The organism is Ruegeria sp. AM5, from assembly GCF_056540645.1.
In genome coordinates this window covers 109,217-125,255 of sequence record NZ_JBQFXC010000006.1, presented here as the reverse complement: position 1 = coordinate 125,255, position 16,039 = coordinate 109,217, and the positions used below count along the sequence as shown (strand labels likewise).

The 16,039-nt window shown below is 57.0% G+C and carries 13 protein-coding genes and 1 tRNA gene; 8 read left to right on the top strand and 6 right to left on the bottom strand.

Features of this window, described 5'->3' with window-relative positions; translation table 11 throughout:
* Positions 1-48 precede the first annotated feature (48 nt).
* From ACR0AH_RS15365 to ACR0AH_RS15345, 5 genes are all read left to right on the top strand, one after another.
* Positions 49-1,137 carry a tricarboxylate transporter gene (locus tag ACR0AH_RS15365; protein ID WP_480592591.1) on the top strand — a complete coding sequence of 363 codons (1,089 nt, stop codon included), beginning with the start codon at positions 49-51 and terminating at the stop codon, positions 1,135-1,137.
* Between the two features lie 78 nt (positions 1,138-1,215).
* Positions 1,216-3,246 carry a tripartite tricarboxylate transporter permease gene (locus tag ACR0AH_RS15360; protein ID WP_480592589.1) on the top strand — a complete coding sequence of 677 codons (2,031 nt, stop codon included), beginning with the start codon at positions 1,216-1,218 and terminating at the stop codon, positions 3,244-3,246.
* 92 nt (positions 3,247-3,338) lie between these two features.
* On the top strand, positions 3,339-4,427 hold the full coding sequence (locus ACR0AH_RS15355) for a 4-oxalomesaconate tautomerase (protein WP_480592587.1): 1,089 nt from the start codon (positions 3,339-3,341) through the stop codon (positions 4,425-4,427).
* A 51-nt stretch (positions 4,428-4,478) separates the two neighbouring features.
* Positions 4,479-4,715 carry a hypothetical protein gene (locus tag ACR0AH_RS15350; RefSeq protein ID WP_170391780.1) on the top strand — a complete coding sequence of 79 codons (237 nt, stop codon included), beginning with the start codon at positions 4,479-4,481 and terminating at the stop codon, positions 4,713-4,715.
* Entirely contained in the window at positions 4,712-5,692 is a 981-nt protein-coding gene (locus ACR0AH_RS15345; RefSeq protein WP_170392732.1) for a D-2-hydroxyacid dehydrogenase family protein, read from the top strand. The genes ACR0AH_RS15350 and ACR0AH_RS15345 overlap by 4 nt, the downstream gene beginning before the upstream one ends.
* Here the strand turns inward: ACR0AH_RS15345 and ACR0AH_RS15340 are convergent.
* Positions 5,661-6,725, bottom strand: coding sequence for an AbrB family transcriptional regulator (locus ACR0AH_RS15340; protein ID WP_170625052.1), 1,065 nt, complete (start codon positions 6,723-6,725; stop codon positions 5,661-5,663). The two genes, ACR0AH_RS15345 and ACR0AH_RS15340, sit on opposite strands and share 32 nt — an antisense overlap.
* A gap of 78 nt (positions 6,726-6,803) precedes the next feature.
* Here ACR0AH_RS15340 and ACR0AH_RS15335 point away from each other — a divergent pair, with 78 nt between their 5' ends.
* Genes ACR0AH_RS15335 through tcuB form a run of 3 tightly spaced genes read left to right on the top strand, consistent with a single transcriptional unit; the run spans position 6,804 to position 9,950 of the window.
* Complete coding sequence (locus ACR0AH_RS15335) at positions 6,804-7,484, top strand: GntR family transcriptional regulator (protein ID WP_480592585.1); 681 nt, start codon at positions 6,804-6,806, stop codon at positions 7,482-7,484.
* Between the two features lie 11 nt (positions 7,485-7,495).
* On the top strand, positions 7,496-8,890 hold the full coding sequence (gene tcuA / locus ACR0AH_RS15330) for an FAD-dependent tricarballylate dehydrogenase TcuA (RefSeq protein WP_170565291.1): 1,395 nt from the start codon (positions 7,496-7,498) through the stop codon (positions 8,888-8,890).
* Positions 8,880-9,950 (top strand): tricarballylate utilization 4Fe-4S protein TcuB, encoded by a 1,071-nt coding sequence (gene tcuB / locus ACR0AH_RS15325; RefSeq protein WP_480592583.1) that lies wholly within the window; start codon positions 8,880-8,882, stop codon positions 9,948-9,950. Before tcuA ends, tcuB begins: the two co-directional genes overlap by 11 nt.
* 226 nt (positions 9,951-10,176) lie before the next feature.
* Here tcuB and ACR0AH_RS15320 read toward each other — a convergent pair whose 3' ends face one another.
* The 5 genes from ACR0AH_RS15320 to ACR0AH_RS15300 form a co-directional block, all read right to left on the bottom strand.
* Positions 10,177-13,269, bottom strand: a complete 3,093-nt coding sequence (locus ACR0AH_RS15320) for a hypothetical protein (protein WP_480592581.1) — start codon at positions 13,267-13,269, stop codon at positions 10,177-10,179.
* An 834-nt stretch (positions 13,270-14,103) separates the two neighbouring features.
* Positions 14,104-14,178 (bottom strand) — tRNA-Phe (locus ACR0AH_RS15315).
* Between the two features lie 79 nt (positions 14,179-14,257).
* Complete coding sequence (locus tag ACR0AH_RS15310) at positions 14,258-14,440, bottom strand: DNA gyrase inhibitor YacG (protein ID WP_170402469.1); 183 nt, start codon at positions 14,438-14,440, stop codon at positions 14,258-14,260.
* Entirely contained in the window at positions 14,437-15,459 is a 1,023-nt protein-coding gene (locus tag ACR0AH_RS15305; RefSeq protein WP_480592579.1) for a ribonuclease E/G, read from the bottom strand. The genes ACR0AH_RS15310 and ACR0AH_RS15305 overlap by 4 nt, the downstream gene beginning before the upstream one ends.
* Positions 15,456-16,034, bottom strand: coding sequence for a Maf family protein (locus ACR0AH_RS15300; protein WP_480592577.1), 579 nt, complete (start codon positions 16,032-16,034; stop codon positions 15,456-15,458). The genes ACR0AH_RS15305 and ACR0AH_RS15300 overlap by 4 nt, the downstream gene beginning before the upstream one ends.
* Positions 16,035-16,039 lie beyond the last annotated feature (5 nt).

The window sequence follows — 16,039 nt, the reverse complement described above, 5'->3', positions numbered from 1 at the left end:
TAGCGCGGAGGGCGTTGACGTGGTTGTCTGGTCTATAGGGAGGAACCAATGGCCATTTCCAACTTCACCCGTCGCACCGTCGTGGGGCTGATCGCCGCCGCCGGTATCGCCGCGCCTGCCGCAGCCGAGGTCGACTTCTCGGGCAAGACCATCGAGTGGGTCATCCCGTTCTCGGAAACGGGCGGGTCCGCCAAATGGGCCAACTTCTTTGCGCCGCTTCTGTCCGAAGCTCTACCGGGTCAACCGACTGTGGTCGTGAAATTCATGCCGGGCGCTGGTTCGACCAAAGGCGCGAACTGGTTCCAGGAGCAGAGCCATGACGATGGCACGCTGTTGTTTGGCACCTCCGGTTCAACTCAATTCCCATATCTGCTGAGTGATCCGCGCGTGCGCTATGAATACAACGACTGGATTCCAGTTATGGCGTCGGGAACAGGTGGTGTTGCCTATCTGAACGCCGAAGACGGAGCAAAGTTTGATGGCTCCGCAAACGCGTTGAAAGACACCAACTTCATTTATGGCTCGCAGGGCGCGACCCGACTGGACCTCGTGCCGCTATTGGCCTGGCAGATGCTGGGTATGAACGTTGAGCCAGTCTTTGGCATCAAAGGCCGTGGCGATGGTCGTCTGATGTTCGAACGTGGCGAAGCTAATATCGACTATCAGACCTCGTCTGGCTATCTGGGTGGATCGGCCCCGCTGGTTGAATCCGGTCAGGCTGTGCCGATGATGACCTGGGGGGCGCTTGATGCGGATGGCAATATCGTCCGTGACCCGACCTTCCCGGATATCCCGACATTCAAGGAAGTATGCGAAGCCACCGATGGCTGTGAAACCAGCGGTGAGGCATGGGATGCGTGGAAAGCGTTCTTTGTAGCCGGCTTCCCGGTTCAGAAGCTGGCCTTCCTGCCGGGTGATACACCTCAGGAAGTGGTCGACGCATACACAGCAGCGTTCCAGGCTGTAACCGAGCGCGGCGACTTTGCCGACATCTCCTCGAAGCGCGTGGGCAAATACCCAGTATTCGTAGGTGACGGCTCTAAAGCGGCACTGCAAACCGCGACAAACGTCGACGACAATGCCAAGGGCTACGTTTTGAACTGGCTCAAAGAAGCCTATGGTGTCGAGCTGAACTAAGCTCAAACACCACTGCGCGTGCCCCAATGTCGGCGCGCGCTTTTCCTAACACAAGACAATTTATGAAAGGCGGCCGCTATGGAGGTTTTCGCCACCGCTCTTCCTGCGTTCAGTGATGCGTGGGGTCTGATCCTGCAACCTATTGTTCTGGGGTATCTTGTTCTCGGTGTCGTTATGGGACTGGCCGTAGGTGTTTTCCCGGGACTTGGCGGTATTGCCGGCTTGTCCCTGTTGCTCCCTTTCATGTTCGGCATGGACCCGATCCTTGGGTTGGCGCTGATGATCGGGATGGTTGCTGTTGTTCCAACCTCTGACACCTTCGCATCAGTTCTGATGGGCATCCCCGGCAGTTCCGCCTCACAGGCTACGGTGCTGGACGGCTTCCCGATGGCGAAAAAAGGTGAGGCCGCGCGAGCATTGTCAGCAGCTTTTGCTTCATCACTGTTTGGCGGTTTGGTCGGCGCAACTTTTCTGACCATGTTCATCCTGGTCGCGCGTCCCATCGTTCTGGCGTTCGGCCTGCCCGAGATGCTGATGATCACAATTCTTGGCCTTTCGATGGTCGCTATTTTAGCAGGGCGTATCCCTCTGAAAGGGGTCGCCGCCGCCGGGCTGGGCTTGATGGTCGGTACAATTGGTGAGGCCGACGCAGGCGGCTCACTTCGTATGGCGACTTATGACATTCCCTATCTGACGGACGGTTTGAAGCTGGTCATTGTCGGGCTGGGTATCTTCGCCGTACCTGAGATCGTCTCACTGCTGCGGCAAGATCGCTCGATCGCCAAAGGGGCATCACTGGGGGCCGGTTGGCTGGACGGTGTCAAAGACTGGTTCGCCAACATCTGGCTTTCGGTCCGTTGTTCGATCATTGGCGTGGTTGTCGGAGTCATTCCGGGCCTCGGGGGGTCAGTCGTCGACTGGATCGCCTACGGCCATTCGGTTCAATCCACTAAAGACAAAAGCAACTTCGGCAAAGGCGAAGTGCGCGGGGTCATCGGCCCGGAAAGCTCGAACAACGCCAAAGAGGGTGGTGGGCTGGTGCCAACGCTGCTGTTTGGCATTCCTGGCTCCGGCTCGATGGCAATCTTCATCGGCGCGGTGGCGCTGCTGGGGTCGGGTGATATCGAGGTCGGTCCGAGCATGCTCAAGGACAATCTCGACATCACCTATTCGATCGTTTGGCTTTTGGCGCTTGCTAACGTCGTGGGCACCATCCTGTGCATCGCGGCTTCCGGAGGCATCGCCAAGCTGACAACGATCCGCTTCACCTATCTGGCACCTTTCCTGTTTATGCTGATCAGCTTTGCAGCCTTCCAGTCCGGTCAGAACTTCGAAGACCTTCTGGCGCTGTTCGTGATCGGCCTGATCGGGATCTTCCTGCGCCGGTTCGATTGGTCGCGTCCGGCCTTTCTTATTGGGTTCGTGCTGTCGAACCCGGTTGAGAAGTTTACCAATCAGGCGTTCCAGATTGCCTCATTCCGGTTCCGCAAAAGCTTTGGTGAGGGCATGGAGTATGTCTTCAGCCCGATCGTGATTGTTCTGATCTTGGTCACTGTGGCTTCGGTCATTTTAGGAATTCGGCAGGCTAAGATGATCATGGCCGAAGGTGAAGTCCAGTCTGGCAGCAAGCGCGCGCCGTTGATCTTCCTGCTGGTGATCATGGCCTACCTAATCGCGGCATTGATCAACGCCAACATGATCCCAGACTACAACATGACCGACAAGATCATCCCGTTGGTGATCGGCGGTGTGTCCTTGTTCTGCTGCGTGATCCTGCTGACCCAGATGATGCGGAGACCCGAGGGTGATGCAATCTTTGCCGATAAGGAAATTGCCGGTGAAGATGCGAGCGCACCGCATGGGCTTTGGTCGACGTTGGCGTGGTTTGCAGGTCTTATCGCGGCAACGTGGGTTGTTGGTTTCATCCTAGCCCTGATCGGGTTTCTGATTGCCTTCTTCCGCATTCGAGCCGGTTCAAGCTGGCAGATGACGCTGATCCTGACAGCCTGCGGCATCGGTTTCATGTGCATCATGGCAGGCGCTCTGAACCGGGATTTCCCACCGGGACTGTTGCAAGACATGGTGAGCCTGCCATGGCCACTGAAATGAATGCTCCACTGAGGTCCGGCCTGCGAAGCAGACAGGTCGGACAAAGCTGAAAACACAACAGTTTTTGACGGTTTGTAGAGGAGGGGTTCGAGATGACCCAGACAGCAATCCCGTATATTTTTATGCGTGGCGGCACTTCGCGTGGGCCCTATTTTCGTCGCTCTGACCTGCCCGTGGATATGGACACATTGGCTGATGTGCTGGTCGCTGCCCTAGGGGCTGGGCAGGCGTTTAACATTGACGGAATCGGTGGCGGTACTGCTGTGACGACCAAGGTAGCCATCTTATCTGTCAGCGATGATGAATGGGCCGATATCGATTATTTCTTCGCGCAGGTTTCGGTTGAGGAAAAGCTGGTCGACTTCAAGCCAACTTGTGGAAACATTCTTTCCGGCGTCGCTCCGGCCGCAATTGAAATGGGTTTGTTTCAGCCTCAAGGCGATGAGACCGTGGTCCGGATACGCGCAGTTAATACGGGTGCGCGAGTGGTTGCCAAAGTGCAGACCCCGGGTGGTGAACTGGCCTATGAGGGCGATGCCGAGATTGCCGGAGTTCCTGGGCAATCTGCACCGGTACAACTGAGTTTTATGGGAGTTGTGGGTTCGGCAACGGGTGCATTTCTGCCCACCGGAAATCTGCGCGATACGGTGCAAGGGGTCGAGCTAACCTGTATGGATGTTGCCATGCCTATGGCTATGGCCCGCGCCACCGATTTTGGACTAACTGGGTATGAAAGCGCGGAAGAACTGGACGCCAACCGCTCTTTCTTTGCCCGGATGGAGGCAGTTCGGATCGAAGCCGGGGAACTGATGGGTATGGGGGATGTATCGAAATCGGTAACCCCCAAATTCGGGCTGTTGGCACCAGCCAAAGAGGGCGGAACCCTTGCAGTTCGGTATTTCATGCCATGGAAAACTCACCCGACAATGGCCGTTACGGGTGCGCAGTGCATGGCGTCTTGTGCTTTGACGCCCGGAACCGTCGCTGATGGGTTGTTGGACCGACCTAAGGCAAGCCCAGCTGAAGTTGTGCTGGAACACGCTTCTGGAAAGATTGATGTGCTGGTGGACTTCTCGAATGACGGGGACTTCAACGTAAACTCTGCTGGTCTGGTGCGGACTGCGCGAAAGCTTGCAGATGGGCATGTCTATATACCCGGATCTGTGTGGAGTGGCAGTTGAAACTGGGATCTCTGTTATGTATACTAAGGTATACAATATGAAGGTGCCACGATGAACAATTATTCTGAATGCCTCGATATTGCGCGTCAGGAATTAAGGCTGGCGCAGTCGGTCCTGCGGCGGGACATTGCGGAATACCCGACACCGATCGCCGGGTGCGATGAGCAGTTCAACCATTTGCTGGATCAAAGCGAGCGGGTCCGCAATGCGCTTGCAGCACTCGATACGCTGCATTTTGTGCCGACGCCAAGAAAACTGAACACCGGGCAGGGTGTGGAAAGTCGATGAAGGTTCACATTCTGGATGATTGGTTTGATACCCTGCAGGGCTTGCCTTGTTTTGGAAAGCTATCCGACCACGAAGTGAAGATCTGGACAGATCATGTCGAGGATACCGATGAATTGGCGGCACGGTTGCAGGAGGCCGAGGCGTTGGTTCTGTTTCGCGAACGCACCAAGGTAACCCGCGACTTAATCGAAAAGCTGCCGAACCTGAGATTGATAAGTCAGCGCAGCGTGTATCCGCACGTTGATGTGCAGGCATGTTCGGACAATGGTGTTCTGCTGTGTTCAAACATGCATGGTGGAACGCCTTCGTATGCTGCAGCCGAACTCACTTGGGCGCTGATCATGGCTGGGATGCGCGATTTACCGGCGCAGATGGCCTCGGTCAAAGCGGGGCGGTGGCAGGCAGGAGTTGGCAAGACGCTGAGAGGGCGGCAGCTGGGACTGTACGGCTATGGCCGTATCGCACGCGCTGTCGCGGGCTACGCCGAGGCATTTGGAATGAATGTAGTCTGGTGGTCCTCAGATGAAGGTCGGGTTCGGGCGCAGGCAGATGGTGTTCAGGTCGCCGCGAACCGCGAAGCTTTCTTTGCCAACAGCGATGTTGTCTCGATCCATGTTCGCCTGAAGCCAGGCACAAACGGCATCATTACTGCGTCGGACTTCGCGCACATGAAGCCGGGATCACTGTTTGTGAATACATCCCGTGCCGGCCTTATTGCAAAAGGGGCATTGCTTGGGGCGCTGAATGCCGGCCATCCCGGGAAGGCCGCAATCGATGTCTTCGATTCCGAACCCCTCAATGATCCGAAAGACCCCTTGCTTTCGCATCCAAATCTGATTGCGACGCCGCATATCGGCTTTGTGACCGAGGATGAGTTCGATCTGCAATTTTCGGACATTTTCGATCAAGTGAACGCCTACGCTGCAGGCGCCCCGGTTCACATGATCAACCCCGAGGTTTGGACCAGCGCAGGATAAGGTTGGCCGCTATCGGCGCACCGATGATTACCAACACGATCCTTGTCAGATGATGCGTGATCACAAAGCCCAGATCCGCGCCTGAGACGATGGCCAGAACTGTCATTTCTGCCTGCCCGCCGGGGGCAAAGGCTAAAAATGCCTCGACCGGTTGGCCCAGCCCCAAGGTGGTGACAACGGCGGTGAAAGCGGCTGCCAGAACGGCGAGGACAATGACATAGGCGAAGCCCGCCGCTACCACACGGCGTAGTTCGACCCATGTGACACCTACGAATTTCACGCCGATTCCGCAGCCGATAAAGAACTGAGCCGCAAGGATGGCCTCGCGAGGCGGTCGGGTGTGAATGAAGTCGCCCAGTGACAACGCAGCCGTCAGGATCATTGGTCCTAGAATCGACGCTCCGAACAAGCCGATCCGCTCACCGCCTTTCCAGCCGACAAAGGCAGCAAGAACCATCAGCGCCAATTCGTGTATCGGCAGGTTGCGCGCGGGCTCTCCGATTGGGTTGGTGAGTTGGGCGTCGTAAAACACCGTAAGAAACAGAGGGGCCAGCGTTACAATAATCAGAACGCGGGTTCCGTGGATCAGGGACAGCGTTCGCGGGTTAGCGCCAGCCTCGGCCCCGAAGATGATCATATCCTGCAATCCGCCGGGCATGGCCGCGTAAAACGCGGTCGTGGTATCAAAGCCCCAGACCTTGCGGAAGAATGGCACTCCGACCAGCGCGATCAGCAGGATAAAGAACGGGATCAGTGCAATCGACGCTGCCATCTTCGGCAGTTCTGCAAATAGGGCTGGGGTAATCGAAGCCCCTACAGCCACGCCGAGTATGGTGCGCGCAGCAATCGAGACCTGACCAAAGCCTTCCATTGGAGCATGAGCCAGAGCCGCGATCAGACACGCGCTCATCGGGCCGAACAGAAAAGGCAATGGCAGATTCAACGCCCAGAATAGCCCTGTGCCAAGAAGTGCCAAGCCCAGTGTTAGGGCCCGCTTTGCGAGGAGAGAAGGTGTTTTGTTCTGGGTGGGCAAAGTGCAGCTTCCAACAATATTGACTCACTATGTATCCAAATGTATACAAATGGACGCAAGAAGACAAGTGAGCACGCGATGACCATTCAGGACGACCCCTTACAGCCTGGCCCGCAAGGCAATTCGGCGTATCAACGCCTGTTGGATGAGATTCGCGAGGGCACCCTTCTGCCCGGCGAGCGCCTGCGCGAGATTGAGCTGTCTGAACGGTTGGGTGTCAGCCGAACACCGGTGCGCGAAGCGATCCGGCAGCTGGAGACCGACGGCCTGGTCACGCATGTACCGCGGCAGGGCGCGACCGTTCGCAGTTTGGATTACGCCGAGGTGATGGAACTCTATGAGATGCGCGCAGTGCTCGAGGGCACTGCGGCCCGTCTAGCAGCGCGTGCGGCGTCGGATGTCGAATTGGACGAGTTGGATGTTTTGAATGATCGTTTGGCAAAGGCTGGCACAGGTCCAGACGCGGCTCGGATCAACCGGATATTTCACGCCACGCTTTTGGATGCAGCCAAGAACCGATTTCTCGCGAAATCCATGTTGTCCTTGCAGAAGGCGCTGCTGATCCTTGGGCCGTCGCAATTGTTGGACGGAGATCGGGCCGAAGCGGCAGTCGCTGAACATCGGCGTATTATGGTCGCGCTGAAGGCACGTGATGGCGCGGCGGCCGAGACAGAAATGCGCGGGCATATTCAGGCCGCACAACGAATGCGTATCCGGGCGTTGCAGGAACGCGATCGGACAACCGACGAAAATCACTAGGTAGACAGGATATGGCCACCCAAAAGGAAGCTTACGATATCGCTGTGATCGGTGGCGGGAACGCTGCTTTGTGCGCCGCGATGACCGCCGCGGAAGCCGGTGCCCGCGTTCTGATACTGGAAACCGCACCAAAACCCTATCGCGGAGGAAACTCGCGCCATACGCGCAATTTTCGCTGCATGCATGGTGGCCCTTTGGGCCCGTTGATCGAAGAGTATAGCGAAGACGAATATCTCGCGGACTTGATGAAGGTCACCGGCGGCAAAACTGACGAGCATCTGGCCCGCCTCGCGATCCGCACTTCCGAGGAATGCCTGCCATGGATGGAAGAGCACGGTGTCAGGTTTCAACCCTCTCTTTCCGGAACACTTTCTTTGGCGCGGACAAATGCCTTTTTTATGGGAGGCGGGAAGTCTCTGGTGAATGCTTATTACCGAACTGCGGCGGGTTTGGGTATCGATGTTTTGTATGAAGCCGCCGTCACGCATTTGGAGCTGAACGGGGATCGGATCGAATGGGTCGACTATACCTATGAAGGTCAAAACCACCGGATAATGCCAAAGGCAGTCATCGTCGCCTCGGGCGGGTTTCAGGCCGATACGGATTGGCTGACCCGTGCATGGGGTGAGCCTGCAAAAAACTTTCTGATCCGAGGCACCCCTTATAACCGAGGCGTGGTCCTGGCTGATCTTCTGGATCAAGGCGTCGAGAGTGTTGGCGACCCGACCCAATGCCACGCCGTTGCTATTGATGGGCGTGCACCGAAATTTGACGGTGGTATTGTCACCCGTCTGGATTGCGTGCCGTTTTCGATCGTCGTGAACAAGGATGCCGAGCGCTTCTACGATGAGGGCGAGGATGTCTGGCCCAAGCGCTATGCAATCTGGGGGCGCTTGGTGGCAGCCCAACCAGATCAAGTTGGCTATGTGATCATCGACGCCAATTCGTTGAATCTGTTCATGCCGTCGGTGTTTCCACCGCTGAAGGCAGATACGTTGGAAGAACTGGCCGGGATGATGGGCCTGCCTGCCGAAAAGTTGACCGCAACAATCGCTGAATTCAACGCCGCCTGCGGAGACACCAGCGCCTTTCATCCGACAGAGCTGGACGGCGTTTCAACATCTGGCTTGAACCCGCCCAAGACCAACTGGGCGCGTCCGATCACCGAGCCGCCATTTTACGGTTATTCGCTGCGTACGGGCGTAACCTTCACCTATTTGGGCCTCAAAGTCGACGATGCCGCGCAATGTTCGAGCGCCGACGGCAAGATCAAAAACATGTGGGCGGCTGGCGAAACCATGGCGGGCTCGATCCTTGGGCAAGGCTATCTAGCCGGTTTCGGCATGACCATCGGAACCGTCTTTGGACGCATCGCAGGACGTGAGGCCGCCGCTTATGCAAACTGAATTGATACAGGAAGCCCGCCGTCAGGCTGAAATTTGCAACGCCTGCCGCTATTGCGAGGGCTATTGCTCGGTCTTTCCGTCGCTTCATGCGGAACGCGCGTTCTCGGATGGGGACATCACGCAACTGGCCAACCTGTGCCACAACTGCCGCGGCTGCTACTACGCCTGCCAGTACACAGCCCCGCACGAGTTCGACCTGAATTTGCCGAAGGCTCTGGCCGAGGTACGGAGGGACAGCTGGGAAAGCTTCGCATGGCCGCAGCCGCTGGCACGCCGATTTCACACCCAGGGCGGGGCGATTGCGCTGGCACTTGTGGTCGGATTTGCCCTGTTGTTCTGGGCAATTCGCGCGATAGGTTCTAGCGGAGGGGACGGGTTTTATGCCGTTCTGTCGCATAATGCGATGGTTGCGATTTTTGCTCCGGCATTCTTGCTGCCACTCTTTAGCATTGCCATCAGTCTAAGGCGCTATTGGGCCGAGGTGGGGGGAAAACCCATCAAAATGGCGGACCTGCTGGCCGCCTTCAAACGAGCGGGTAAAATGCAGGATCTTGCCGCAGGTCATGGTGAAGGCTGTAATTTTGAAGACGAAGACCGGTTCAGTCAGGCGCGACGTCATATTCACCACGCGATCATGTATGGCTTCCTGCTTTGCTTCGCGTCGACCTCGATTGCAACGGTTATGCATTATGGCTTTGGAATTCATGCGCCGTACGGGTTCTGGTCTTTGCCCAAACTATTCGGAATTTCTGGCGGTGTGATGTTGACAGTGGGTTGCTGCGCCATGGTAATTCTCAAGCAAAGGTCCGATCGTAATCTAGGTGATGCTTCGGCATGGGGCGGCGATATCGGTTTCATCCTGTTGCTGGGATTCGTCGGTTTTAGCGGACTTGCTCTTTACGCTTTCGGATCAACGGCTTTGATGCCCGCGTTGCTTGCTATTCATCTTGGATCGGTCCTGACATTCTTCCTGCTAACGCCCTACACCAAGATGGCCCACGGTTTCTATCGGCTTGCTGCTCTTATCAAAGATGCGCAACGGAAAAGAGATAGTTACTAGGCTGCGGCGACCCTGTCGCCCCTTGGGAAGCGGTAGAAAAGTATACTTAAATCGCAGCTTGAGGTCTGACTTTGGGATCAGACAGGGCGGTCCCACCTTGGTGTCGTTGAAGCAAATTGCCCTCCTGAATGTAGAGCGCAATCACGATCGTGACGCAGCCTAGCGACCGGCACCTCTAGATCGCGCAGCCCGGGCCGATAATGGCCCGGGCCACCCCCAGTTTGCTTTAGCTGGCCAGGCCGCAGGAGGAAGAGTCGCTGTTGTTGGTGGTGTCTGTTTCCGTCACACCATCGGCCGGATTGGCATTGACGGTGATCTTGAAGGGGATCTGCTCGCCACCTTTGACCTCGTCCGGGAATTCGAGCGATAGCGTGGTCTCATCCCCGTTTGGCCCCAGTGCTGGTGTCGGCAGATCGACCACCGCGCCGCTCTGGAAGAAATCGACCCGCGTGGTCGAAGGCCCGGCAGCCCCTGCACCAATGTTACGCACGATGATCCTCAATTTGCGCGGCTCCTCACAATACCAAGCCGGGAAGGGCGGCGGGCCGGGCGGGAAGGGCTGCACCGGGATTAGGTCCGGCTTGTCCTCGGGTGGGGGCGGCGGCGGAGGTGGCGGTGGCGGGGGCGGTACCTTTTTGATCAGCCGAGGCACGACCGGTTCGACATCGATGATTTCCACTTCGCCTTCACCATGGGCGGCGGTGTAGACCGCGACCACGTCCAGCGGTGTTTCGCTGTCGATAAAGACAAACCCTTTTAAGAAACAGCATTCGGCCACCCGCAGGTGTCGTACCACATCTTCGCAATCGATCTCCATCGATTCCCAGGGACCGAGTTTGTTCTTCGTTCTGGCCGAGACATTGCCCGGTTTTTCGTTTGGCAAGGCCGACGACACCCGTTTACGAAAACGCACAGCATCGCCGCTGCCGTTTCCGATGTTGATTGCTGTGTGATAGCGGCCCTGGGACAAAATGCGGCCCTTGGAACAGCCGCAGACGAACTTGACGGCGTAACGATAGGTCATCTTCGTTTCTTCCTCCTCGCAGCAAGGGGTGTCATCTTCGTCGCGGTTCACCTCCATTCGGCGAAGGGCGACGTTGTTGTCACCAAGCGCCAGTCGATCGACAGGCAGACTGCCTGCAATCGTCTCGACATTGCTGCGGTCTTCTGGCGTATCCACGCTGGCAAGAATGTATTCCTCGCACAGGTCCTCGGGGCACCATGGGATCGGGCCGACGATCACTTCGTCGCCATAATGCACTGACTGGCCGATAGGTTCGCCTACGATCAGCGGATTCCAGTCATCGGGCCATGTGGTGCCCTTGCCTTCCATCGCGCGGGCTAATGACAAAGTCACTGATTGGGCTGGGGAGTTGCCGCGATTGCCGATCCGGACATACAGATAATTCTCGACGCAGCGGCGCGGAGTCTCGTGGTCGGTGCCGCCGTCAGGGCGGTGCCGATTCCAGATGCCGGGAGCATTGTTGCCCGGTTGGTGCCAAGGGTATTCACCCTGTCGTCCGTCATCAATGAAGACGTCAACATCAGGCGGGGATCCGTTGTAGAGCGCCTGTTTCTCAAAGCCCCAGCGTACCACTTTGTGTGCCCAGCCTCCGGCTGCACCGTCGAATTGAGCAGTGTTCTCGTCTGATTCCTGCAAGGCGCGGGAAAAACCTTCGACTGTGTTGGGCACGATCCCGGCCAAAAGCGGCACCGCCTGCAGGATCAGATAGATCGTGTAGCGGCTGGCATGCAGCCTGTCGTCCAGTTCTGTGGAATCACCTCCGAGAGATCGATAGATTCGGCCCAAAGTAGTGGCATTGATCTCGGTCGACCGATATCCGCCCACGTCCATCGTGCCACCCCAGCCCCAACCCGAGGCGACCGACCGATCCCATCGCCGGGTGATTAGGTTGCTGAAGGGGAAGGTACGGAAACGATCCGGCGCAATACCTTGAGGATCGTAAAGTATTGCCGCCAGCGCGTCACCAAAGCCATGACAAAAGCCGAAATTGGGCCAATTGAGATGATCCCATAGCACCGCGTGCCCGAATTCATGCGCCGATACGCGCGAGTCTGTGGCCATGCCGACTGTGGAGCCATTTGCCGCAAGCGCATAACGAAAGCGTAGTACACCATTGCCTATGGCATTGCCTGGCGCCTGAGCATTCACCGGTCCTGCAATGGGATTGAACCAGCGGTGATCAACATCCACCGGGAAGGCCACCCCGTCGAAATAGCTGGGCAGATCGAAGCCCAAAGACTGGACGAAGCGATACAGGAAATCATGGTTGTAGTACGCACAGACCGCCGCGAAATCGTCGCTGTCGGCGGGATAATCAAAGATCGATGCGGCACCGGCGTTTTCAGTCGGTGGGGCGATGTTCGGTGTATCGAGATCACGTACCGCCACCAATTCGCCGCTTAGTTCCACCGGTGCGCCTCCGCCCGGTAATATCAACCGTTCCAGCGCCACCAGTTCGCGTTGCGCATCCAAAAGCGCAACCGGGGCCGTCGGATCAAGCTCTGAATCTCCTGAAAGTGATATCGGGTCGTCTGTGAAGACGTAACCCGAAACACACCCCACCAATGGCCGGATGTAAAGCACCGCGCCGGTCTCCCAATCGACCAATGCTCGCCAGTTCAGCTCTCCGTAGTCGGGAATTTTGCAGCCAAAATGCACAAGGCTTACGAAACGCCATTCGCCGTCCTTGATGCCCTTTGGTACACGACCGATCTCTGGCAGCGGGGTTAACTCGGCCCCTTCGATCTCGCCCGGTTCTTTGTGTGGCAGGCGATGTTCTGCGTCGTAGCGATAGACAAAGTCCCGGGTGTCATTAACCTTAAATTTTGTAAACTTGGCCCCTTTCACAGCTTCGCGCAGAATCGCGCCAGCTTGTTTGTCGCGGCCAGCAGGCGGAGTAGGGGCGTTGCTGAGTTCGATATCGGCAGCAACACTTGAGGACGAACCGGTGACCACATTGTCTGGGCCGGCCATGCGTAGTGTCAGACCTCGCTCCCAGACCGGGATGCCGTGATGTGTCTGACGAAATGTGTAGACCAGAAAGGACTGTACTGCCTTGGCTTCTTCCAGCCGCAGCTTGCTGCCCTCCTCGCGATTATACTTGCCTGAAACACTCTCGCCGAGCCTGTCAAGAAAATCGGGCTTTATCCGGTAAAGCCCCGCCACTTCGGCGGCATAAGCCTGCGCCACATCCAGCGCACTGGTTCCTTTAGAACGCCCTCGAAGAGGGTCGCCATGATGCTGAAGTCCAATGATTGCGCCGTCTGGCGCGCGTTCAAATACTGTTTCCGGCATGTCTGCCTCCGTTCAAAAGCATTCTGAAACGCTGACCCAGAGGCCCCGGATCGCCCGGCCGAACGGCAAAAAAAGAACTTGTTGTAATAAAAAAAGAATAACGAAGCGCGATGGCCGGAGAGACCCAGCGGCGATCCTGCCAACAAAGCTATCGTAGCATTTATTGCCGATTCCCGCAAAAATCTGCCAGCTAAGCCGGAAGGCGCGATCACCTTTGTTTTGCTATCGCCGCTCACCCGAGGCTCTCGGTCAATGCGGAGCTGTAGGTGCAGGTATGCAACGGTTAGCGCCTTACAGCTGGCATCGAATTTGCAAAGCCATTGCGGATGTAATCACTGTGTTGCTGAAGAAGAGGGTCATCAGACTAGGAAGCTATGAATAACCACACGCTCTCTCAGCACCCTTGTGAAATGTTACGGGGCGTCCTTGGCCCCTCTGTGTAAGGTATATCTCGACTGCCTCTGACAACAGTATAGAGGCAACAGAAGTCTCGTTCAGTACAACTGGCGTTGCGGCAGAATTGGCTGCGCCGAGTCGTAACATGTGCTTTCCAGGCACTTGCATATCCTGCGACCTCAGATGAAACCAATATTCATCCAGTTGATCAACTGCTCTTCTTGTTCTCGTCGCCTATACGTTTGCCGAGTGAGCACGCAAAGAAAATGCGATCCAAGAAGAAAAGTAATAGCGGCAAAGCTCCTTGTGGATGCGGTGACTGAAGAAAAAAACACCTTCTTTCACAAAGGTGTACTTCGGCGAAATGGTCTCTGAGATGGTCTACCGCTCCAACCTACGTTAAAAGCTGGAGTGAAACCAAGAGTTTACCTGAGGAAGTGGTGCCCGGGGGCGGAATCGAACCACCGACACGAGGATTTTCAATCCACTGCTCTACCCCTGAGCTACCCGGGCACGGGAATGGCGTTTGCCATTGGGTGGAGGCCTTCTATGACTTGCCACAGGCGGTGTCCAGAGGCTTTTTGACATTTTTTCAATGCGGGAGGGACGTGGGGCTTTCGGTTGGTTCCGAGGTCGTCTCGGCGTCTTCTTCACGTTGCGATGGCACCGCATAAGAACCGTTTAGCCATTTTGCCAGATCGATATCCGCGCAGCGTTTGGAGCAGAATGGTCGAAAAGCCTGCTGGGTATCTTCTCCGCAGATCGGGCAGCTCATTTCAGGATCTCCGTCAATGGGATACGACCACGTTTGCGCTGTAGTTCGAAATGGCCAAGCGGGGTCCAACCGGCCAGGATCGTCTCGTCAGGATCGGACTTGAATGCCGACCGCAAGGCCGATTCGAAACCCCTCCGGTCTTTCTTGGGCATCGGTGCAAGGTCCAGAGTGATCTGCCCCCCCAACCCGCGCACGCGCAGGGCGCGCGGCAGGGCTTTGGCGCAGGCGAAGTTAGCTTTGGTTCCCGCCGCGAGAGATGTGTCGGCGCCGGTGTTCACATCCACCGCAACCAGCGCGCGGGTCGGTTGGATATAGAGGTGTCCTCCACCGGGAAGCGTTTCGGAAACCCCCTTTGCTGTATCGAGCGCATCAACGACACCGTGGTCCTCAAATCCGCCGGATGTGGTCACGACCTCGGCCGGGTCCGTCCAATCACGCCAGGCCAGGATATGCGGACCATCGCCCTCGCTCAGCAATTCTGGTTCACTGCCCGTATCAGCCAATACCTGCTCGGCAAGTACCAGCATGGCTGAGATATCTTCAGCGATTTCATCTGCATCCGCCGCCTGGCAGCACGAGCGCAGGATCAGGCCGTGCGTGCTGTTTCCCATTTGCTCATGCGCGATTTCGAGAAGTTGGTCGCGCATATCTTCATCACGGATACGGCGAGAGATGTTCAGGCCGGGCGCGTCAGGTGTCACGATCGCAAAGCGGCTTTTGAACAAAATACGGTTCGAGACGGGTATGGCTTTGCCGGGCTCGGCATATCCGGTCACCTGCACCAGTAGCAAAGCACCGGGTGCCAACCCTTTGACTTGCCTCAGAAAAGCCGGGCCGTCGGGTGTGGTGAGAAACATGCCGCCCTGACCTTTGACCGAGCGATCGGCGCGGGCGCGGTAGATCGTACCTGGCGCAGGGGCATCTGTGGCGATCAGGAAATCGTCGAGAACACCATCCACCATCAGAGCTGCAGCTTCGCGTCCCTGAATATGATCCAGAATGATGGTACGACCCTTCATGATACCTCGCGATATAAGGGATAGCCGATGCCTTGCAGCAGTGCAGCAGTTTCGGACAGGGGTAGGCCGACGATACCGGTGAACGAGCCTGAAATCCACGGGATGAACGCACCGGCAGGGCCTTGTATCGCATAGGCTCCGGCCTTGCCCTGCCAGTCATCCGTCGCAAGATAGGCATTGATTTCGCTGTCGGACAGACGTTTCATCTTTACCTGAGAAACCACGTCACGCTGGAGGATTTTATCCCCGCGCCGCACAGCGACCGAAGTGATCACCCGATGGCGTCGGCCGGACAGGGCGTGCAGAAACTCAGCAGCTTGTCCCGCGTCTTCGGGTTTGCCAAGAATGCGGCGACCCAGTGCGACCGTAGTGTCAGCACATAAGGTGATATCATCGCTATCAGCTTGAACAGCCTGAACTTTTTTCCGGGTAATGCGGCTGCAATAGGGGGTCGGCAGTTCGCCATTCAGCGGGGTTTCATCGATATCCGGCGGACGGATCGCATCGGGCTGAACGCCAAGCTGCGCCAGCAGGTCCAGCCGCCGCGGGCTGCCCGATCCGAGGATAAACGCCATGTACG